This window comes from Moorena producens PAL-8-15-08-1, from assembly GCF_001767235.1.
Lineage (GTDB): Bacteria > Cyanobacteriota > Cyanobacteriia > Cyanobacteriales > Coleofasciculaceae > Moorena > Moorena producens_A.
This window is the reverse complement of the sequence record NZ_CP017599.1, coordinates 1,430,645-1,451,100: the sequence shown is the minus strand read 5'-3', so window position 1 is coordinate 1,451,100 and position 20,456 is coordinate 1,430,645. Positions and strand designations below refer to the sequence as shown.

The 20,456-nt window shown below is 42.9% G+C and carries 20 protein-coding genes; 5 read left to right on the top strand and 15 right to left on the bottom strand.

Annotation, left to right across the window (positions count from 1 at the left end; all coding sequences use genetic code 11):
• Complete coding sequence (locus BJP34_RS05540) at positions 1-357, bottom strand: hypothetical protein (RefSeq protein ID WP_229415211.1); 357 nt, start codon at positions 355-357, stop codon at positions 1-3.
• Positions 358-416: 59 nt separating this feature from the next.
• Here BJP34_RS05540 and BJP34_RS48435 point away from each other — a divergent pair, with 59 nt between their 5' ends.
• A complete protein-coding gene (locus BJP34_RS48435) occupies positions 417-539 on the top strand; it encodes a hypothetical protein (protein ID WP_267876492.1) in 123 nt (40 codons plus the stop codon).
• Positions 540-546: 7 nt separating this feature from the next.
• Here BJP34_RS48435 and BJP34_RS05535 read toward each other — a convergent pair whose 3' ends face one another.
• The 3 genes from BJP34_RS05535 to BJP34_RS42500 form a co-directional block, all read right to left on the bottom strand.
• Positions 547-882 carry a XisI protein gene (locus BJP34_RS05535; protein ID WP_070391483.1) on the bottom strand — a complete coding sequence of 112 codons (336 nt, stop codon included), beginning with the start codon at positions 880-882 and terminating at the stop codon, positions 547-549.
• Between the two features lie 88 nt (positions 883-970).
• Entirely contained in the window at positions 971-4,408 is a 3,438-nt protein-coding gene (locus BJP34_RS05530; RefSeq protein ID WP_070391482.1) for an eIF2A-related protein, read from the bottom strand.
• The gene (locus tag BJP34_RS42500; RefSeq protein WP_158517030.1) at positions 4,368-4,547 is read right to left on the bottom strand and encodes a hypothetical protein; all 180 of its coding nucleotides are present in this window, start codon (positions 4,545-4,547) and stop codon (positions 4,368-4,370) included. Before BJP34_RS42500 ends, BJP34_RS05530 begins: the two co-directional genes overlap by 41 nt.
• A 165-nt stretch (positions 4,548-4,712) precedes the next feature.
• Here BJP34_RS42500 and BJP34_RS48430 point away from each other — a divergent pair, with 165 nt between their 5' ends.
• A complete protein-coding gene (locus tag BJP34_RS48430; RefSeq protein WP_267876491.1) occupies positions 4,713-4,838 on the top strand; it encodes a hypothetical protein in 126 nt (41 codons plus the stop codon).
• On the opposite strand, the gene BJP34_RS05525 is transcribed toward BJP34_RS48430, so the two are convergent.
• Positions 4,807-6,096: an AAA-like domain-containing protein gene (locus BJP34_RS05525; protein ID WP_070391481.1), complete on the bottom strand. Its 1,290-nt coding sequence runs from the start codon at positions 6,094-6,096 to the stop codon at positions 4,807-4,809. The two genes, BJP34_RS48430 and BJP34_RS05525, sit on opposite strands and share 32 nt — an antisense overlap.
• A gap of 1,159 nt (positions 6,097-7,255) precedes the next feature.
• On the bottom strand, positions 7,256-7,489 hold the full coding sequence (locus BJP34_RS05520) for a hypothetical protein (protein ID WP_070391480.1): 234 nt from the start codon (positions 7,487-7,489) through the stop codon (positions 7,256-7,258).
• Between the two features lie 260 nt (positions 7,490-7,749).
• Between BJP34_RS05520 and BJP34_RS05515 the strand changes: the two genes are divergently transcribed.
• Together BJP34_RS05515 and BJP34_RS42495 are read left to right on the top strand one after the other, a co-directional pair.
• Positions 7,750-8,031 carry a hypothetical protein gene (locus BJP34_RS05515; RefSeq protein ID WP_229424252.1) on the top strand — a complete coding sequence of 94 codons (282 nt, stop codon included), beginning with the start codon at positions 7,750-7,752 and terminating at the stop codon, positions 8,029-8,031.
• A gap of 2,561 nt (positions 8,032-10,592) precedes the next feature.
• Positions 10,593-10,769, top strand: coding sequence for a hypothetical protein (locus BJP34_RS42495; protein ID WP_158517029.1), 177 nt, complete (start codon positions 10,593-10,595; stop codon positions 10,767-10,769).
• On the opposite strand, the gene BJP34_RS05510 is transcribed toward BJP34_RS42495, so the two are convergent.
• From BJP34_RS05510 to petN, 8 genes are all read right to left on the bottom strand, one after another.
• Complete coding sequence (locus tag BJP34_RS05510) at positions 10,736-11,266, bottom strand: gamma-glutamylcyclotransferase (protein WP_070391478.1); 531 nt, start codon at positions 11,264-11,266, stop codon at positions 10,736-10,738. The two genes, BJP34_RS42495 and BJP34_RS05510, sit on opposite strands and share 34 nt — an antisense overlap.
• 48 nt (positions 11,267-11,314) lie before the next feature.
• Positions 11,315-11,491, bottom strand: a complete 177-nt coding sequence (locus BJP34_RS50305; protein WP_083305018.1) for an HAD hydrolase-like protein — start codon at positions 11,489-11,491, stop codon at positions 11,315-11,317.
• Positions 11,492-11,630: 139 nt separating this feature from the next.
• Complete coding sequence (locus BJP34_RS05505; protein ID WP_070391477.1) at positions 11,631-12,524, bottom strand: 2OG-Fe(II) oxygenase family protein; 894 nt, start codon at positions 12,522-12,524, stop codon at positions 11,631-11,633.
• A 675-nt stretch (positions 12,525-13,199) separates the two neighbouring features.
• On the bottom strand, positions 13,200-14,825 hold the full coding sequence (locus tag BJP34_RS05500; RefSeq protein ID WP_070396505.1) for a 2-isopropylmalate synthase: 1,626 nt from the start codon (positions 14,823-14,825) through the stop codon (positions 13,200-13,202).
• A gap of 88 nt (positions 14,826-14,913) precedes the next feature.
• Positions 14,914-15,411 carry an NYN domain-containing protein gene (locus BJP34_RS05495; protein WP_008190373.1) on the bottom strand — a complete coding sequence of 166 codons (498 nt, stop codon included), beginning with the start codon at positions 15,409-15,411 and terminating at the stop codon, positions 14,914-14,916.
• 501 nt (positions 15,412-15,912) lie between these two features.
• On the bottom strand, positions 15,913-16,734 hold the full coding sequence (locus BJP34_RS05490) for a sulfurtransferase (RefSeq protein WP_070391476.1): 822 nt from the start codon (positions 16,732-16,734) through the stop codon (positions 15,913-15,915).
• A 203-nt stretch (positions 16,735-16,937) separates the two neighbouring features.
• Positions 16,938-17,066, bottom strand: a complete 129-nt coding sequence (locus BJP34_RS48425) for a hypothetical protein (RefSeq protein WP_267876490.1) — start codon at positions 17,064-17,066, stop codon at positions 16,938-16,940.
• 7 nt (positions 17,067-17,073) lie between these two features.
• Positions 17,074-17,163 carry a cytochrome b6-f complex subunit PetN gene (petN, locus tag BJP34_RS36130; protein WP_010871354.1) on the bottom strand — a complete coding sequence of 30 codons (90 nt, stop codon included), beginning with the start codon at positions 17,161-17,163 and terminating at the stop codon, positions 17,074-17,076.
• A gap of 334 nt (positions 17,164-17,497) precedes the next feature.
• Here petN and BJP34_RS05485 point away from each other — a divergent pair, with 334 nt between their 5' ends.
• On the top strand, positions 17,498-19,360 hold the full coding sequence (locus tag BJP34_RS05485; protein WP_070391475.1) for an RtcB family protein: 1,863 nt from the start codon (positions 17,498-17,500) through the stop codon (positions 19,358-19,360).
• A 174-nt stretch (positions 19,361-19,534) separates the two neighbouring features.
• On the opposite strand, the gene BJP34_RS05480 is transcribed toward BJP34_RS05485, so the two are convergent.
• Positions 19,535-20,263: a hypothetical protein gene (locus BJP34_RS05480; RefSeq protein ID WP_070391474.1), complete on the bottom strand. Its 729-nt coding sequence runs from the start codon at positions 20,261-20,263 to the stop codon at positions 19,535-19,537.
• Positions 20,264-20,456: the final 193 nt, after the last annotated feature.

Below are 20,456 nucleotides of genomic sequence, written 5' to 3'. Positions count from 1 at the left end.
CTACCATTTATAACCGTTACGGAGTCCCCAATTTAGCCATGCTTTAATCATTTCTTGAGTATTACCCTGATGTTCTTCTTGAACAGGATCTTCTCTAGTAATGGATTTTAAAGCCCAAAACCACCGTCCAGATTTTTGTTCAAGTTCCCTTAATAATAACGGAATTGCTTCTTTTCCCATGCCAATAATTTGTTGATAAGCAGGATGCATAGCTGCTTGAGTGGTTGATGAAATTCCTCTGGTTTCTTCCCGCCACTGGTGAACGAGTTGCCTAAACGTTTGTTCGATATCTTCTTGAATTAGGGACATTTTATCTCCATTTTGTGGTTGTAAGTAAGGGTAGGGTGGGCAAATCATCAACCATTAACCAATTGATCATCAATAGACCTCTTGCAAAAGTAATTTTATGATAGTGTTTGCGTCAATTATTCTCCACTATTCCCTGTTCCCTGTTCCCTGTTCCCGACTTCTGCAAGAAGTCTAATCATGTGCCCTTCCGAAAATTGCCACAGGCTGGAAGCCTGTTCCACGCAACATAACCGGATTTTAACTAACAGCAAACTCAGTAAATTTGCGAACATCTGGAGGATGAAAAGCTAAAACAATATCACTTTTTGGAATACCGGCTGCCACTAAATCATTAGCAATGCCGTCTTCAGTATTGTCACATTGAATCCAAATTTTAGAATTAATAATTCCGACATGAATCAAACAACTATGAAGATGTTCTTGGTTATTCCATCCTTCAGAAATAATTAAATATTGGTCTGTTTCTCGGTCAAATGCTGCATGGTTACGGATATTAACATTAGAGTAATCAATGCTAACATAAGGGGTTAAGGTTTGACGAATAATTTGGCGATAGTTTTCTAATTTATCCATTTTATAATCCTGCCTTGCTAAGGGCGGTTAGGGGATATCTCCAGGAATTGAACTTTCTTAACCGAACTTCTGAACCTCACCGTTGAACCTATTGCCTATTCCCTGTTCCCTGTTCCCTGTTCCCTGTTCCCTTTTCCCTAAGGCATACCCATAACTTCTCCTTAGCTCCAGGATTCCTAACAAAGTAATCTTCCAGCAAGTCACAGCCCCGACGCAGCAGCTCGCCTAAACTTTCAACCTTCCAAATTCTGGCAGTGCCGTCCCGTGAAGCAGTGGCCAGCCTCTGTCCATCCGGGCTGAAGGCTACACTATTTACCCAGTCTTGATGCCCTGTGAATACGGCTAAGGGATTGCCCTGTAAGTCCCAAATTCTGGCAGTGCCGTCTGCTGAACCAGTGGCCAGCTTCTGTCCATTGGGGCTGAAGGCTACACTCCACACCTTGTCCTGATGCCCGGTGAGTACGGCTAAGGGATTGCCCTGTAAGTCCCAAATTCTGGCAGTGCCGTCTGCTGAACCAGTGGCCAGCTTCTGTCCATCCGAGCTTAAGGCTACACTATTTACCCTGGATTGATGCCCAGTGAGCACGGCGATTTGATTGCCGTAGTTGTCCCAAAGTCTGGCAGTGTTGTCTGCTGAACCAGTGGCCAGCCTCTCTCCATCCGGGCTGAATACTACACTCGTTACCGAGTCCTGATGGCCTTTGAGTGTAGCGATTTGATTGCCGTGGTTGTCCCAAATTCTAGCAATCATGTCCCGTGAAGCAGTGGCCAGCTTCTGTCCATTGGGGTTGAAGGCTACACTATTTACCCTGGACTGATGCCCTCTGAGTACGGCTAAGGGATTGCCCTGTAAGTCCCAAATTCTGGCAGTGCCGTCTGCTGAAGCAGTGGCCAGCTTCTGTCCATTGGGGCTGAAGGCTACACTATTTACTCTGGACTGATGCCCTGTGAGCAGGGCGATTTGATTGCCCTGTAAGTCCCAAATTCTGGCAGTGCCGTCTGCTGAACCAGTGGCCAGCTTCTTGCCATTGGGGCTGAAAGCTACACTATTTACCCTGAAATGATGCCGGGTGAGCAGGGCTAATTGATTGACCTGTAAGTCCCAAATTCTGGCAGTTTTGTTAGATGAAGCAGTTGCCAGCCTCTGTCCATCCGGGCTGAAGGTTACACTTAATACCCAGTCCTGATGCCCGGTGAGCAGGGCTAATTGATTGCCCTGGTTGTCCCAAATTCTGGCAGTTTTGTCAACTGAAGCAGTGGCAAGCCTCTTTCCATCCGGGCTGAAGGCTACACTTAATACCCAGTTTTGATGCCCGGTGAGCACGGCGATTTTATTGCCCTGTAAATTCCAAATTCTGGCAGTGCCGTCAACTGAAGCAGTGGCCAGCTTCTGTCCATCCGGGCTGAAGGCTACACTTAATACCCCGTTCTGATGCCCGGTGAGCACGGCGATTTGATTGCCCTGGTTGTCCCAAATTCTGGCAGTGCCGTCAACTGAAGCAGTGGCCAGCTTCTGTCCATCCGGGCTGAAGGCTACACTTGTTACCCTGAACTGATGCCGGGTGAGCAGGGCTAATTGATTGCCCTGTAAGTCCCAAATTCTGAGAGTGCCGTCTCCTGAAGCAGTGGCCAGCCTCTTTCCATCCGGGCTGAAGGCTACACTTGTTACCCAGTTCTTATGCCGGGTGAGCAGGGCGATTTGATTGCCCTGGTTGTCCCAAATTCTGGCAGTTTTGTCAACTGAAGCAGTGGCCAGCCTCTTTCCATCCGGGCTGAAGGCTACACTCCTTACCGAGTCCTGATGTCCGGTGAGCAGGGCGATTTGATTGCCCTGGTTGTCCCAAATTCTGGCAGTGCCGTCTCCTGAAGCAGTGGCCAGCCTCTTTCCATCCGGGCTGAAGGCTACACTCCATAGCGAGTCCTGATGCCCGGTGAGCACAGCCCCTTTTCGAAATTGACTAATACTCTGGTGGAGGGCATATAGAGGACTAGTAGCAGGATATTGCTCCAGGGGGCGACCATCTTTTACTATATTGAATAGATCTTGCCCATTGTCCATGGCCTGGTACAAAAGGGTTTCCCCTGTTGTATTGGTGCCGTAGTAAACATTATTATCCGGTAACTGTCGTAAAATACCGAGGGCTTTCCGTTCTAGTCGTGCCACTAATTTGGCTTCTGCTAACAACGCTTCTGCTTGCTCTTTAGCCTTAGCTAATATCTCACTAGCCTCTTTCTCAGCCGCCAAAGCCTTTTGGACTTCTCGCTTATCTAAAACCTGACTAGCTCTTAAGAACTGGGAATCCAAATCGCTTAAGGCTTTTCCCCTAGACCATTGTTCCGCCTGCTCTAATGCTCTCCCCCGCAACAAAAAAGACTCATCCTTACACCCAGAAGAAACCCAAGCGGTAAACGCTTCAGAGTAGGGGCGTAGTCTAGCCAATTCTGTCTTGACCCAATCGGAATTGAAAACCTCACCATAAATCCGATTGTTAACTTCCAAACAGCCATCACGCTCAACCACCAGCCCCGATAACCTTAATTCCGTCTGTTCCTCACTCCCATCAGCAGCTATACACCCGTGATCCAACACTTGCTGATACAAACCCAACAGCATCCCAGCCCGTTGCTCATGTCTGAGAATGCGATCGCGTATGGTCTTCAAATGCTCCTGTTCATCCTGGGCTTCCCAATTGTCTATGATCCGCCTACGCACTATCTGTTCCACCGAAAGACTATTGCCCGATTCCCAAGTCTGAACCACTAAACGACAGAGGCGCTGAGTCAGAAACGGTTGTCCTCCCGTCCAGTTGACTATCTCACCTAACACCTGTTCAGGATTATCCACCTTACCTACCAAACCGGGAACTAAAGGCTGTTTGGCTTCCTCAAAGGTAAACCCAGTCAACTGAATATCCTGACCAATATTAAACGGAGTGCGCTGTTTATCCTGAATTAAATCTGCTGCAGTTGCCACCCCCAGCAAACAAAAGGTGAGACGATTGTAAGCTGGCTTTTCGGCTCGTTGATTGTAACAGGCTCTAATTAACGCAAAGAAATCATCTTTAAACTTAACTTTAATAATACTATCAATTTCATCCAGAAAAATAACAACTTTACCTGGAATACTAGTTAACACGATCTGCTCAATAAACTTACTTAAGCACAATACCGGAGAGATTTTAGCACGCTCCTCTAACCAACTGTCTTCATCAAACGTTCCGAAAAGCTCAAAATCATCGACCAATAACATAATCAAACTTTCATACCACATCGACACCGTGATATCTTCTTTACCAATCACTGTCAGATCGATAGACGCGCAAGCAAATCCCTCTTCTTTTAAACGTTTTATCGTTCTTACCCGCAAACTAGACTTACCCATCTGTCGGGAATTCAGCACATAACAAAACTCCCCAGCCATCAATGCCTGAAAAAGCTCGTGATCCGCTTGTCTGGTCACATAAGTCGGTTCATCCTGAGGTAAACTACCTCCTACTTTGTAGATTGTTGATTGTTGATTGGTCATGGTTGGAAAGGGAACAGGGAATAGGGAACAGGGAATAGGGAGCAGGGAGCAGGGAGCAGGGAGCAGGGAATAGGGAATAGTGAAAAAATCCTGTATACCTGATATAGAGTTTATCGCAGTTATGAGGTAAGCTTTTCAACCTCAAAGTCCCCCTTATTAAGGGGGATTTAGGGGGATCTATATGAGATACGCTTTTCAACCTCAAAGTCCCCCTTATTAAGGGGGATTTAGGGGGATCTATTTGTACCTCATAGGAAATAGAATTCCTATATTTTTCCTCATTGTTATCGTACTTCCTACTCTATTGATAATAATCATATTCCCCCTACTCCCTATTATTGCCTCTTGCCTCTTGCCTCTTGCCTCTTGCCTCTTGCCTACTCCCTACTCCCTACTCCCTACTCCCTTTTCCCCAAAATGCGATCGCTAAAATACAGACGATACAAATTAGATATCAAACTACAATCATTGCCATAGCGTTGCACCAGACCCATACTTTCCAACTTGCGAGTGATAGTAGCATCCAGCCGCACCGGGTTGGTGGTACTAACTAATAGTTTAATAGCATCCAGCAATTCCGGATGCTCTTGAATACTAGTTAAGAGTTGACGGAGATGACTGCCATAAATTCCGGCTTCTGTCGGGGCATTAGCCAAAAGGGTATCCAGTGTCTTCTCTGCTGCTTGGTGATTCTTGAGATAATCAAAGGCTTGGGACAATAAATCAGGATGTCCCCCCACCATTGCCATCAGTTTCGTTACTGAATCTCCAGACAACTTCAACCCATAAGCCTGAGCAAAGCTCTTCACCTGCTGCTCAGTAAACTCTAGTAATTCTATCTGTAATCCCACATTAAACGGCGACTGTTCAGTAGGTAAGGTAACGTAAACGTCTGTAGCATAAACTACAATCAACCGTAATTTTTTCCAAACCTCTTTACTCTTAGCATCTTCATGCCAACTACGCAGCAATGTCAGAAACCCTTCAGCCACCTCTTGATGAGAAAAGACTTGCTCTACTTCATCCAAACACAAAACTACCGGACTATCTAAAGACTTTAATAAATACTGCTCTAAGTATCGTTTGCAATTTACCTTGCTGGGTAAACGCTTTTTCCAATAACTGTCTAACTGATCTGGCAATCCTAAGTTGTCAGACACTCGTACACAAAACGATTGTAAAAAGCTATCCAAATTAGTGAAAGGTAGCTCATTCATATTTAAATAAACCTGAGCATAACCCTGTTTTTCACTATGGGCGATAATCTGCTGAATCAGTAAGGTTTTGCCCATCCGTTTCGGTGCTTTAATCCGAATTAACGCTCCCGGTTTAACAATTTCCTGATAACAACGACCTTCAATAGGTGGGCGCTCAATATATATCTCTTGAGTTGCTCTAGGTCGAAGCGATAAGTTGCACTCGTTTAATACTTGCTCAGCCACTAACTCCGGCTTATAGGTATTAACGATTTCAACTAACTCACAACGACAATTATAACCGTTAGCTTCAATATCAAAATCTTTATATAGATTAGAAATATGCTTTCTTACCGTAGATATATCATAAACTTTCAGCACCTTTTCTCTGATTTCCTCATCTGTCTTGCCACCAACCACCGCCTCCAACACTTGTCGCCTTTTCCAGGGCATGGTCTTGAATTTTTCCTCGAAAGCTTCTTTACTAATCATAGGCGATCGCTGCTAATGGGAATTTAAGGCGTAGGGTGCGTTAGGGGGGCGATCATTTTCCGTTTCAACCGCCAGAGTTATGTTGCTGCCCGTAACGCACCACCGTATCAAACGGCAAAAATGAGATGCAGCCCTTAGGTAGTCCTATGATTAGTTTAGAGTATTATTCATTAGTTGAGTAACATTGAGACAAGAAGTTCACAAATTTTGTTTATCTGTGAAGAAATAATCACAAATATCTTCTTAGAGCTTCACCCATCTGAAGTGCCATGAAGTAACCTGAAGTTTGTTTGTAAGCTATCAGCCATTAGCCATCAGCTATCAGCTATCAGTTATCAGTTATCAGTTATCAGCTTTTGAATAAAACAGCTAAACTTTTGAATAATGCTGAGTTACGTCTGCTGACCGCTGACCACTGACCGCTGACCGCTGACCACTGACCACTGACCGCTGACTACTGACCACTGACCGCTGACCGCTGACTGCTTACCAAAAAAAAATCGGTCAAGGTTTGGTTAACCAATTCTTGACCGATTTCTATTATATAAGCCACTACAAATAAAGCTTAGCTTATTAGCTTAAGCGCTACGCGCACGCTACGCGAACAGCTTATCAGCTATCAGTTATCAGCTATCAGCTATCAGCTGATCAGCAAAAGGCTGACCACTGATCACTAACCACTTATAGCACTATGCATTAAGGTGTTTGACATTTATAAAAGCAGTAAAAGCTATTATATTCAGCTATTGCCTCTTGCCTTTTGCCTCTTGCCTTGCGCGTAGCGCTATACCACTTACCTCAGCAACTGATTCAAAACAACAACATCCTAACTCAGTAAACTAACCTCCACAAAACAAGTTTCACTCATGGTCGCCAGGGGGTCAAAACCCTGTCTTGATGCAGTCGCTCATGGGGGAAACCACGGCAGTCGCTCATGGTTTGAAGTTACCGTAAGATAGTGGAGCCTTGTCTTGATGCAGTCGCTCATGGGGGAAACCCCCAAGACCGCGCAAATCACGCTATTAACAAATATTGAACCCTTTTCTGCATAACCTGCTAACTATAAAGGCTCCACAATAAACAGGTTTCGTCTCCGGGGGGACCCCCAAGACCGCGCTGCCTCCCCAAGACCGCGCTGCATCGCTGGCAAATTACTATCCTAGTCTACGTAAAAATAGCGAATCAAAAAAGTCATAATCTCATCAGGCTTCCCCGTAGGATCCGGAGTGCTCCACTCGTTGGGATAGGCGTATTTAAGGCCATAAAGGGCAATAATTGTCTTCCAAACTTTTTCAGGAGAACCGATCAAGATCAGCTTGACTTTCTTAGGTTTGCGACCAGGGTTTTCTGGGGTGTTATTGTCATCAGAGCTAGGTGGAATGTTCTTGGTCATGAATCGTGATTCCTGTAAATGGCTCATACTATTAATATATTAATTAATTAATTATCAAGGGATTTAGATTTTTTTTTATTACGAAATATGGGTATTATGGGAATATAAACTAGTTTTTATTTGTCTATTTTTTTGGTATAATTAATCTAATAATTAAGCTTAAGCGCTACGCGCACGCTACTATTGCCTATTGCTAGCATGCCTATTGCCTATTTCCTGCTCCCTGCTCCCTAAAACCCAAGACTTTATACCTAAAGCAATTGAAAACTGCTGTAATGAAACAAACCCACTATCTAACCACAACCGTTCAACAAGGCAACCGCCTTGAGATTTCCCTTCCAAATTTACCGGTAGGACAAACCATAGAAGTTATTTTAATCGTACCTGAAACTGCACAAAATCATTCAATGGAACGTCAAGCTTTTCAACAACTTCCTCTAGAAGAACGTCGTCGCATTTTAGCCCAACAAGCAGAAGCCATGAAAGACTATTATCAAGAAAATCAAGAATGGAAAGATTGGATAAATTTTGATAACGATTAAATCTATATTTTTTAATTCGGTTAGTATAGATTACTGGGCTTTAGGGAACAGGGAACAGCGATGCAGCGCGGTCTTGGGGGTCCCCCCCATGAGCGACTGCCGTGGTTTCCCCCATGAGCGACTGCATCAAGACGGGAACAGGAAATAGGGAATAGGGAATATAAAAAAAATCTGTGTATCTGTCTGATAGTAAAATTAATCGTAGGGTGGGCAGTGCTTCCTAGAAATTTTTAAGGTTGTAGAAAGTTAAATCGGCACTGCCCACCAACAGAAAATCAAGGGTAAAATATAATAAAATAAATCGTAATGTGGGCAGTAATAATACCAATTCCAAAGCTTACCATCGGCAAGATACTTACTGCCCACCCTACATCTACATCAACTAGTTTTTGTCTATATTTTTGATAAAATAAATCGTAGGGTGGGCAGTGCTTCCTAAGAATTTACCAGATTGTAGTCAGTTAAATCGGCACTGCCCACCAGCAGAAAATAAATTCTAAAATAGAGCAAAATAAATCGTAATGTGGGCAGTAATAATACCAATTCCAAAGCTTACCATCGGCAAGATACTTACTGCCCACCCTACATCTACATCAACTAGTTTTTGTCTATATTTTTGATAAAATAAATCGTAGGGTGGGCAGTGCTTCCTAGAAATTTTTAAGGTTGTAGAAAGTTAAATCGGCACTGCCCACCAACAGAAAATCAAGGGTAAAATATAATAAAATAAATCGTAATGTGGGCAGTAATAATACCAATTCCAAAGCTTACCATCGGCAAGATACTTACTGCCCACCCTACATCTACATCAACTAGTTTTTGTCTATATTTTTGATAAAATAAATCGTAGGGTGGGCAGTGCTTCCTAAGAATTTACCAGATTGTAGTCAGTTAAATCGGCACTGCCCACCAGCAGAAAATAAATTCTAAAATAGAGCAAAATAAATCGTAATGTGGGCAGTAATAATACCAATTCCAAAGCTTACCATCGGCAAGATACTTACTGCCCACCCTACATCTACATCAACTAGTTTTTGTCTATATTTTTGATAAAATAAATCGTAGGGTGGGCAGTGCTTCCTAGAAATTTTTAAGGTTGTAGAAAGTTAAATCGGCACTGCCCACCAACAGAAAATCAAGGGTAAAATATAATAAAATAAATCGTAATGTGGGCAGTAATAATACCAATTCCAAAGCTTACCATCGGCAAGATACTTACTGCCCACCCTACATCTACATCAACTAGTTTTTGTCTATATTTTTGATAAAATAAATCGTAGGGTGGGCAGTGCTTCCTAAGAATTTACCAGATTGTAGTCAGTTAAATCGGCACTGCCCACCAGCAGAAAATAAATTCTAAAATAGAGCAAAATAAATCGTAATGTGGGCAGTAATAATACCAATTCCAAAGCTTACCATCGGCAAGATACTTACTGCCCACCCTACATCTACATCAACTAGTTTTTGTCTATATTTTTGATAAAATAAATCGTAGGGTGGGCAGTGCTTCCTAAGAATTTACCAGATTGTAGTCAGTTAAATCGGCACTGCCCACCAGCAGAAAATAAATTCTAAAATAGAGCAAAATAAATCGTAATGTGGGCAGTAATAATACCAATTCCAAAGCTTACCATCGGCAAGATACTTACTGCCCACCCTACATCTACATCAACTAGTTTTTGTCTATATTTTTGATAAAATAAATCGTAGGGTGGGCAGTGCTTCCTAAGAATTTACCAGATTGTAGTCAGTTAAATCGGCACTGCCCACCAGCAGAAAATAAATTCTAAAATAGAGCAAAATAAATCGTAATGTGGGCAGTAATAATACCAATTCCAAAGCTTACCATCGGCAAGATACTTACTGCCCACCCTACATCTACATCAACTAGTTTTTGTCTATATTTTTGATAAAATAAATCGTAGGGTGGGCAGTGCTTCCTAAGAATTTACCAGATTGTAGTCAGTTAAATCGGCACTGCCCACCAGCAGAAAATAAATTCTAAAATAGAGCAAAATAAATCGTAATGTGGGCAGTAATAATACCAATTCCAAAGCTTACCATCGGGATGATACTTACTGCCCACCCTACATCTACATCAACTAGTTTTTTTCTATATTTTTGATAAAATAAATCCTAGGGTGGGCAGTGCTTCCTAAGAATTTACCAGATTGTAGTCAGTTAAATCGGCACTGCCCACCAACAGAAAATCAAGGGTAAAATATAATAAAATAAATCGTAAGGTGGGCAGTAATAATACCAATTCCAAAGCTTACCATCGGGATGATACTTACTGCCTACCCTACATCTACATCAACTAGTTTTTTTCTATATTTTTGATAAAATTAATCGTAGGGTGGGCAGTGCTTCTTAAGAATTTACCAGATTGTAGTCAGTTAAATCGGCACTGCCCACCAACAGAAAATTAATGGTAAAATAGATTAAAATTAATCGTAAGGTGGGCAGTAATAATACCAATTCCAAAGCTTACCATCGGGATGATACTTACTGCCCACCCTACATCAACTGCTATTGTAAAATAGAGTAAAATAAATCGTAAGGTGGGCAGTAATAATACCAATTCCAAAGCTTACCATCGGGATGATACTTACTGCCCACCCTACATCAACTACTCCCTACTCCCTACTCCCTATTCCCTACTCCCTACTCCCTACTCCCTACTCCCTACTTCAAATAGCAATCCTCAGCTCGCCTTTCGTTGCAACTGGTGCATATGATCAAACAACTTCCAGCAATACTCCTCAGATATCCCACAGGTAATAGCACCCCGAAGTACCACATCGAAATACCAATCATTAGGAGCCATTTCCCGGTCTAACTTATTCACCACCACATAAGTCCGAACGCCCTGATACAACTTATTTTGACAGTGGACATTTACCATTTCGTGTTGGTAGATACTGTGAGGCACACCTTCCCGCAGATCCAAAGCTTCACTCACCCGCCAAGGTAAATGATACAAAACTCCTTCAACCCTTGAGCCAGGAGTTTTCACCACATCTAGCGTGCCACAATTACGACTTGGAGATTTGCTGTAAAAACCGATATGATAATCCTTGAGAGTAGCAGTACCAATCACAAAATTATGGGTATCTTCCCTAAGCGATCGCTTTAAATCTACTGGACACATACAAGAGCCATAAGCAAAATAGTAAAAACCTGACTCTGTGTGACGTTGGTGTTTTTTGTGAGTGTTTAGCTGGGCAGCTGACATACGCAATACTATTTCCTAACTTATACCTCTTAAAACGGTTACTTGGTTCTAACTCAACCGAGCTAAAAGCTCTGGTAGATCCCCTAGGGAATAAATCTCATAATCGATCTGAGTCTCTTCTATGGCCAAGGGTTGCTTTGCATACTTGCCAGTTCTCACCAAAATCGACGTCGCACCAATCGTCTTGGCCCCAACAACATCGGGTAGTGATAAATAAGTAGTGATATAACATTATATTGGTAGTGGTAAATAAGTAGTGATTTTAGCTTCCGTTACCTTGACCAGACCGTAGCCAAACCACTAGATCTTTAGCACGACCTGGACGCGGTGTTGGATCGTTACCTATGGAAGGGGCGTTGCCATCCTAACCCAGATTGGCTGTTTTGTACTCCGTAGCTTGTGGAAAATTTCCAACGATCGACTGCAACTTTTTTTCGTACAAATTTCCGACATGAACATCCGGTTTTCCCGGAATCGATATAACGGTATTGAAGCTTGGCCGCTGCTTGTATACAACTGCGTATCGTTCCTTACTGTTATTTCCTTTGACTCTGTGTGGAGGTGCCCAGAGGTACCCGTTTGACCATCGTTTTAGGTACTCGCCAATTATGACTAGGAGCTTACCTTTCATAACCGGTGCCTCAATCCAGTCGCCGCTTCGAGCTTTGATGAGGAGCCCCGGTGACTCTTGGATGATAATCGAAAACATACTGAAATCTACATGAGGAAATAGTCTGTCCTGCGGTTCAGGGTTACTAGGATAATAGTTCAGACCAAGGTTATGCAGGGGGTTGTCCATAAACTGGTCAAAATAGTCAGCATTGAAACCAAGAATGCTGGCAAAATAGCCTTGCAGGGAATCGGATAATTTCCGGACGTTCTCCCAGAACATCCGAGTAGTCTTGTTTTGAAAGACATCATTCGAAAGACGCTCCGAGATATTTGAGTAGCTCGTACCGTTCGGCCGTTTCACGAACCCGAGCTTGTATTGCTCACATTGCTCATAGTCTCCACCAAGTATACTTTTCTCGCTGCCAATCGGTCGGAACCCCATGTAGTAGTTGTCGAAGTCAGCCTTAGATGCCATCTTCGCCCCTTGAGACAGATTGAAGAATGCCCTTAACTCGACAAAGAGTTGATCAACAAAACCACTGTCAAACCCATCATGGGTTACATAGAAAGCACCGAGTTCATGGCACGCTTCTTCAATTACTTTTTGAATATCATTGGCGACAGTGTACTGTATATCAGGTATCATTTTAACTGAATTTAGATTCCAGAACGACTTCTGCAAAAACCTGTTTTGCCATGGCAGTGAGTATTAAGGATTTTGCAACCCCTGTCAAGGTACCCGAGCAGGGTAATCCCATGTTGGGCGTTGCTGAATTTAAGTATGAATTTATTGGTATAGCGCTACGCGCTATACATCGTACTTGACAAACAACAGGGCGTATAGGTACACTATTTTTTTTGTGATCGAGGCTGTCCCAGAGCAGCTCTTGCGGTTAACCATCGGATGTGCAAAGATTTGCATTCTCTAGTCAGTCATCATTCCCACATTCCGCAGATTACTTTATAGTATAGAAAGTAATACCCTAATCCTGTGTAGCTTGGGGATTTTTTTGAGTTTATGTGTTATAAAAGCTACACATAAGCCCTAATTATTACGTATTACACTGTAAATTGCGGAATGTGGGTCAACAAAAACCTTTCACCAAAAATAAATCCCACCGTTTCAAGCAGTGGGACAATTATTTAATAATTATTGAAAAGCAAGCTATGCAGAGCTTTGCCTTTTAGATCAGCTTAGATCAGCATTGCTAGCATGCCTATTGCTAGCATGCCTATTGCTAGCATGCCTATTGCCTTGTCTTGACCAAGGTTTATGAGACTTATGCAAGAGGTCTATTGTATTTTCCATAACAATTTGAGATCAGACCCCTGCTCGAGATCCTATCGATAACTCAGGATCATTACTCAACTTCCCGTTCTGCATGGCTGAATACAGTCGGTTAAGCGCATTCACATAGGCTTGTGCTGAAGCCACAATAATATCCGTATTCGCCGCATAACCCGAATAGACCCGTTCATCGTGCCGCAAACGAATAGTCACTTCCCCAAGAGCATCAATGCCTGCTGTTACCGATTGCACCGAAAACTCAATCAGTTCATTAGGCACATTCACCACCCGATTAATGGCCTTGTACACCGCATCCACCGGACCAGTACCAATAGCAGCATCACTAAGTTCTTCACCGGTAGGTGTTCGCAGCGTAATCGTAGCCGTAGGATTAGCACGATCCCCACAGGACACCTGCACCAACTCTAAGTGAAACACTTCCGGTGCCTGGTAAATTTCATCATTAACAATGGCTTCTAAATCCCAATCCGTAATCTCCTTCTTCTTATCCGCCACCTCTTTGAAGCGAACAAACGCCTTATTCAGGTCATTATCCGACAACTCATAGCCCAACTCCTTGAGGCGAGAACGGAAAGCATTGCGACCGGATAGTTTACCCAGTACAATCTGATTTTCCTTTAACCCAATCGACTCGGCATCCATGATTTCATAGGTCAGCTTGTGCTTAAGGACCCCATCCTGGTGAATACCAGACTCATGAGCAAAAGCATTCGAGCCCACGATTGCCTTATTCGGCTGCACCAACATCCCCGTAAGACTCGAAACCAGACGGGATGTCTTGTAAATCTGACGAGTATCAATAGTGCTTAGGGGTTCCTTCGACTCTGGGGGGCGTCCGAAGAAAGGATTAAAATACTGACGGCGGACATGTAATGCCATTACCAACTCTTCCAAAGCCGCATTACCAGCCCGTTCTCCAATACCATTAATCGTGCATTCCAGTTGCCTGGCTCCATTTTTCACGGCTTCCAGGAAATTAGCCACTGCCAGACCTAAATCATTATGACCATGGACAGAAATAATTGCCCGGTCAATATTGGGAACATTTTCCTTAATCCCACGAATCAAGCCACCAAATTCGCTTGGGGTAGTGTAACCTACAGTATCAGGAATATTAACCGTAGTAGCCCCCGCATCGATTACCCGTTCCAGGACTTCGTAGAGATACTCGGGATCGCTGCGCCCTGCATCCTCCGGGGAAAATTCCACATCATCCACAAAAGACTTCGCATAAGCCACCATTTCTGGCGCAATCTCTAACACTTCCTTTCTAGTCTTCCTCAGTTTGTACTCCAGATGAATATCCGAAGTAGCAATGAAAGTGTGAATACGGGCATTAGCTGCCGGTTTGAGGGCATTCGCCGCCGCCTTGATATCATCACGACTTGCCCGTGCTAGACCACAAATCGTTGGTCCAGATTCTATGCCCACAGCTTCAGCAATTTTTTGCACCGCCTCAAAATCCCCAGGACTAGCGTAGGGAAAGCCTGCTTCAATCACATCTACTCTCAATCGTGCCAGTTGGTGAGCAATAATCAGCTTCTCATCCACATTGAGGGTTGCTCCAGGAGATTGTTCCCCATCCCGGAGGGTAGTGTCAAAAATGATAATGCGTTCTGATTGAGGTTGCTGGTTCATAACTAACTCGATTGGTTGATAGTCAGTGATTTGAAGAGAACGGTCGTCAGTCAACTAGACCGACAGTTTGCTTTGTTTATAATTATAACTATGAATCAATTTTTTCAATTTGATCACGGACATCATTTAGATCAATATAACGGTCAGTGGCATTCCTCAGTTCCCTAGCAATCATCCCTTCTGTGGAAACCACCGTAATATGAGTATTTTTAGAACGCAGTAATTCAATTGCTCGTTCAAAATCTCCATCTCCACTAAACAAGATAACTTTATCATACTGTTCCACAGTATTAAACATATCCACAACAATTTCTATGTCTAAATTAGCCTTTTGTGAATAGCGACCCGAGTTATCATCATAATATTCCTTTAAAATTTTAGTACGAACCGTGTATCCTAGACTAATTAGAGCATCTCGGAACCCCCGCTGGTCTTGAGGATCTTTGAGTCCGGTGTACCAAAATGCATTAACTAGAGTAATACCAGGCTCGTTTTTAAAGTAGTCTAAAACCCGCCTAGGATCAAAAAACCACCCATTCTTTTGTTGGGCGTAAAACATATTATTGCCGTCTACAAAAATAGACATACGTTTCAGTGGACAATGCATATTTACTTAAACCTAACAATTTTCTATATAATCTTTAATATAATTTTTTATTCTAGCAGTTTTTAGCTAGTAAATTAGTAATTACCTAAGACTTAACTAGTTAGTGGTAATTAGTGATTTGATTACTACTGATAGAGATGACTTATCTGTACTTACCTAGTGAAAGAGTAAGCAATAGGGGGATAATTTCAGGATTTTGAGGATAGGATGCCAAATTTTCCCTCCTCTGTCTTGGTGCGCGTTCCTATCGCGTTCGCGGAGTGGCGACCTAGGAGTTGGGAAGCTCGGGCCTTGTCGCACCACTTCAGTTAAGTTCTAGGGAGAAGGGTAGCAACTCAGATCGAAACAATCAGAAGTATCAAAGTAGTGGTAGTTTAACGGGACTGGCAAGCTTTTGCGCAAGCAACATACCTAACCTGTTGCTTGCTTTGGGTAGTGCCACAGTTCCTCAAAGCAAGCAACGTCAACCGGTGGGGAAAATTACAGATAAGAGCACCAGTCACTCCAACTCCCAGCATAGAGCTTGCCAGTGTTAATTCCTGCCAATGCCAGGGAGAAGAGATTGACACAAGCGGTTACACCAGAACCACAATAAACTAGAATTTCTTGTTTGTTCTCCAGCTCAGTCCAGCGCTGTTGTTGGGATGCTAATGGTTGCAAATAACCATTGGTGTCCGTGACACCATGCCAAGGGTAGTTGATGGCACCAGGAATGTGACCGGCAACAGGGTCAATCGGTTCTCGTTTACCTAAATAGCGATCGCTTTCCCTAGAATCTACCAACGCCACCTCTGGCAGATCTTTACGTACTTTCACAGTATTAATATCCACCACCCAATCAGAGCGCAACTGTTCTACAAATATTCCTGGTTTTGTGGTAGGCTCTTGATCAGATACTGGATACCCTTGGGAATGCCATCGGGTCCAACCCCCATCCAGCAACGCCACTTGGTCGTGTCCCAAGTAGCGCAGCAGCCACCAAAAGCGGGATGCAAACGCAAAACGGGAATCATCATAGGCAATCACTAGGGTTTTTCGGAAATTCACACCAATCCCTGCTAATTTCTGGGCTAACTTCCCAGGTTCAGGCAAAGGATGACGCCCACCATGACGCTCTACTGGTCTCGAAAGGTCCTTATTCAAATCGAGATAGTGAGCGCCCGGGATATGGCTAACTTTATACTGTTCATACCCCTGGTTTGGATCAGATAGAGCAAAACGGCAATCGACAACTACGATGTCGGGATCATCAAGATGATCACTCAGATACTGACCAGAAACTATAAAAGCATGTTCCGTCATGTGACATCACGGATTATAAATTTTAGTATTGATTTAGAACGAATAAGCTTTAGCGATATCAAGTGAGTCCAAGGATTTACGCTCCTAGGACTCTCTTCAAACAAAACAAATTAACGTTTGCTTGTTTGCTTGAGTTATTAAGTTGGTAGTGCTTGGTTTAGAGGGATAAAAACCCCCAGCCATCCGCTGTCAGATTTTCATCCCTATTTATCCCGCTTTTGGCGGCGGCGATCGCGCCACTCAGCAGCAGTTAGATAAATGATTCCTCCGCTGACCACCACTAATAATCCAGCGGCAGCAAAGAACAACATAGTGATTACGGGATTTTCCACGATACTGTTAAAATCCGTTACGACCCCAGACAACCATTGAGATTGACCAAGTGAACAAAACCAGTACAGAAACCCAGCCTAATGTCAGAATATCCATAGCAATATATAAAAAAATTACTCAATAACTCCAAATCTTATAATAATTCAATTTGACACCGCCACCTCCTGCAGACGTGGAATTCATTTGGGAATTATCTGGTTATGGGGTTAGCCCCCTGGTGTTTGACCAAAGCTGATTATCCATAGTCTGGCTAGGTTTCAGGTGAAGAGTATTTGACCTGGACAGGGGATAGTGTGACAGTTACTAAACTGTCCACAGATTGCTTCAAGAAAACTTGTGATGATCACCTGATCCTTAGATTCAAGTTTATGGACAATCTTGTAGTTATTGTGTATTATGTATGTAATATAAAACAAAGATAATTATTGTTATGCCTTACGAAAAACTAGACCTCTCCACCCCAAAACCTGTGCTGTCTTGGGCGAATCACTCCCTAGCTGCTCAGGAAACCCAAATGGCGAAAAATGTGGCGTCTCTGCCATTTGTGTTTAAGCACGTCGCATTAATGCCAGACGTTCACCTAGGTAAAGGCTCATTAGTTGGCTCTGTAATTGCCACCAAAGATGCCATCCTGCCAGCAGCGGTCGGGGTAGATATTGGTTGTTTTACAGGTGATACCCTCGTTCCCTTGGTTGATGGCAAATCTTACACCCTCGAAGCACTAGCCAGCAGTCAGCGAGAAATTATTGTCTACTCCTGCACACAAACCGGAAAAATTGTCGCAGCTAAGGCTACAGCCAAATTAACCCGCCGTAACCAACTACTCTTAAAGGTCGTTCTCGACAACTCACAAGAAATTAAATGTACTCCCGATCATCGATTCATGCTCAGGGATGGCAGTTACCGGGAAGCCCGTGACCTCAAACCAGGGACATCCTTGATGCCTTTCTACTCCCAAATCGATAAAGATGGTTACACCTTAATCCAGCAACCCTATTCTGGAAGATGGCAAAAGGCAGATGGGATTATCTCTTCCTCTGATATCCCTGCCACTGATATCCCTACCACTGATATCCCTACCACTGATATCCCTGCCACTGAATGGTTAGAATCTCAATTGTCAGGAAGAGTACCATCTTTTCCAGGTCATAGAACAGTCATTGACCACCATATTGATCACCATAACCTTGCTCCTGCCGAGCATCCAAGCTCAAATCTGGTAGGGGGGGCAAATCACAAAGTCGTCAAGATCTTACCACTTCAGGAAAGACAGGATGTCTACTGCCTAAACGTGCCAGAGTATCACAACTTTGCCCTGACTGCTGGTGTGTTTGTTCACAACTGTGGCATGTCTGCCATCAAAACCCCTTTTGTGGCAGAGCAATTGGAGGGCAAGCTCAAGAAGATTCGCTTGGAGATTGAAGCAGCTATTCCCGTTGGCTTTAATGAAAACAAAGATATAGAGAAACCAGTAGTAAACTGGCAAGGCTGGCGTGACTTTAAGGAACTTCATCCAGGTGTGCAACGGCTAGATGGAAAATCCATGAAACAGCTCGGTTCCCTTGGTGGTGGCAATCATTTCATTGAATTGTGTCTTGATACCGAAAACCAAGTGTGGCTGATGCTACACTCCGGTTCACGGCATATTGGTAATCAGCTAGCTAAGTGCCACATTAATACTGCTAAAGAATTAGCAAAGCTGGCACATACTAACCTTCCTGACCGAGATTTAGCATACTTTGTCGCAGGAACCCCTGAATTTTCTGCCTACTGGCGGGATTTGCAATGGGCGCAAAATTATGCCCGTTACAATCGTGATATCATGATGGCTCGCTTCAAGCGAATTGTTGAGAAACATCTGGCTGGTGGTAAGTCGTTCAAGCCCTTGTTGTCAGTTAACTGCCATCACAACTATGCCGAGAAAGAAATGCATTTCTCCGAAGAGGTTTATGTCACTCGAAAAGGAGCAGTGCGAGCTCGTACCGACGACTATGGTATCATCCCTGGTTCCATGGGGGCAAAGTCTTTCATTGTTAAAGGTAAAGGCAATCATGACAGTTACTGCAGCTGTGCTCATGGTGCTGGTCGTTTAATGTCTCGCAGCAAAGCAAAAAAGCAGTTCACCATTGATGATTTAGTTGAGCAAACTAAAGGTGTTGAGTGCCGTAAAGATAAGGACGTTATCGATGAAATCCCAGGTGCTTATAAGCCAATTGATCAAGTGATGGCTAATCAGTCAGATCTAGTTGAGGTAGTGGCAACTCTGAAGCAGGTTGTTTGTGTTAAGGGTTGAAAACTCTTCACCATTACGTAAAAGGCAACAGAAACGTTTATGCTTCTGTTGCCTTTTATCTGTTGTAATCTCCCAAAAAATAGATATCTACAGACATCAGCCATTGTGGTGAAGGTTTATTACGCAATTCAACATATCTGTTGTAGTTGGCTTCCATTACAGGTGACTATTTCCTTAGGATTTAGAGCGGGATTTTATGGTGAGAATCACCAAATCTACCTCTCGGTCAACCCTTAAGTGAATCTGATAGTTTTTTTGTTCCGTGATTAATAAATTTTTCTGGTTTTCACTAAGTTCTTTCAATCCATAGTTAATCCAAGCCATACCATTTTCCCATTCCGGTGATACTACCCTAATGAATAATCCTAAAAGTAAAGCAGCTTGGCTTTCATGAGAGTATTTATAGGGAATTTTAGTGGCGATCGAGGCTTGAGTTATATTGTTAACATTTCCCAGAATATTAATTAATACTGTACCTCCCGTATTGTTGCCTATCAAATTAATTTGATTATGAATAGTTTCTCCCTGGTTAAAGGTAAAACCAATGGCCTCAAAACCAGGCTTTATTTTGTCTATACCTATACCTAGTCCATTTTCTTCATATTCAGTGATAATAGGAAGCATGAGTTGATTGATCATTGACGCTTTATCTACTAGTTGTTCAGAACTAGTTTTAGCAACACTTGATAATGATTTTTTGCGCTCTGACGTGTCGTTGAACCAACTAATTATTGATTCTATTGGATTAACAATAATTTTTGAGGAATCCGTTAATCGAAAATTGTTGTTTTCCATTAACACGCTGATTACTCCTACGATAATTACTAGAGAAGGTAACAGGCAAAAAGTAATAATTAACGATTGTCCATTGAACCAATTTTTAGAATACTGTTCTTTAGTCATTTCCTGCCAATCTCAAAGTCGCCAATGGTGGATATTTGATTATCAATAGACCTAGGGGTAAAAACGATTCTGGAAGCGTTACCCCACTTAACCTTAAACCTAATTTTTACGCCTATATCTAAGGTCGGATAGAGATAGTTATTCGGGTATATATCATCGGTAACTGATAATAGGTAATTGCCAATTTCCAATT

What these genes read in the sequence shown, in the direction of transcription:
- BJP34_RS05540 (WP_229415211.1), bottom strand. Translation starts at nt 357, where the DNA reads ATGATTTGCCCACCCTACCCTTACTTACAACCACAAAATGGAGATAAA.
- BJP34_RS05535 (WP_070391483.1), bottom strand. Translation starts at nt 882, where the DNA reads ATGGATAAATTAGAAAACTATCGCCAAATTATTCGTCAAACCTTAACC.
- BJP34_RS05530 (WP_070391482.1), bottom strand. Translation starts at nt 4,408, where the DNA reads ATGACCAATCAACAATCAACAATCTACAAAGTAGGAGGTAGTTTACCT.
- BJP34_RS05525 (WP_070391481.1), bottom strand. Translation starts at nt 6,096, where the DNA reads ATGATTAGTAAAGAAGCTTTCGAGGAAAAATTCAAGACCATGCCCTGG.
- BJP34_RS05520 (WP_070391480.1), bottom strand. Translation starts at nt 7,489, where the DNA reads ATGACCAAGAACATTCCACCTAGCTCTGATGACAATAACACCCCAGAA.
- BJP34_RS05510 (WP_070391478.1), bottom strand. Translation starts at nt 11,266, where the DNA reads ATGTCAGCTGCCCAGCTAAACACTCACAAAAAACACCAACGTCACACA.
- BJP34_RS05505 (WP_070391477.1), bottom strand. Translation starts at nt 12,524, where the DNA reads ATGATACCTGATATACAGTACACTGTCGCCAATGATATTCAAAAAGTA.
- BJP34_RS05500 (WP_070396505.1), bottom strand. Translation starts at nt 14,825, where the DNA reads ATGAACCAGCAACCTCAATCAGAACGCATTATCATTTTTGACACTACC.
- BJP34_RS05495 (WP_008190373.1), bottom strand. Translation starts at nt 15,411, where the DNA reads ATGTCTATTTTTGTAGACGGCAATAATATGTTTTACGCCCAACAAAAG.
- BJP34_RS05490 (WP_070391476.1), bottom strand. Translation starts at nt 16,734, where the DNA reads ATGACGGAACATGCTTTTATAGTTTCTGGTCAGTATCTGAGTGATCAT.
- petN (WP_010871354.1), bottom strand. Translation starts at nt 17,163, where the DNA reads ATGGATATTCTGACATTAGGCTGGGTTTCTGTACTGGTTTTGTTCACT.
- BJP34_RS05485 (WP_070391475.1), top strand. Translation starts at nt 17,498, where the DNA reads ATGCCTTACGAAAAACTAGACCTCTCCACCCCAAAACCTGTGCTGTCT.
- BJP34_RS05480 (WP_070391474.1), bottom strand. Translation starts at nt 20,263, where the DNA reads ATGACTAAAGAACAGTATTCTAAAAATTGGTTCAATGGACAATCGTTA.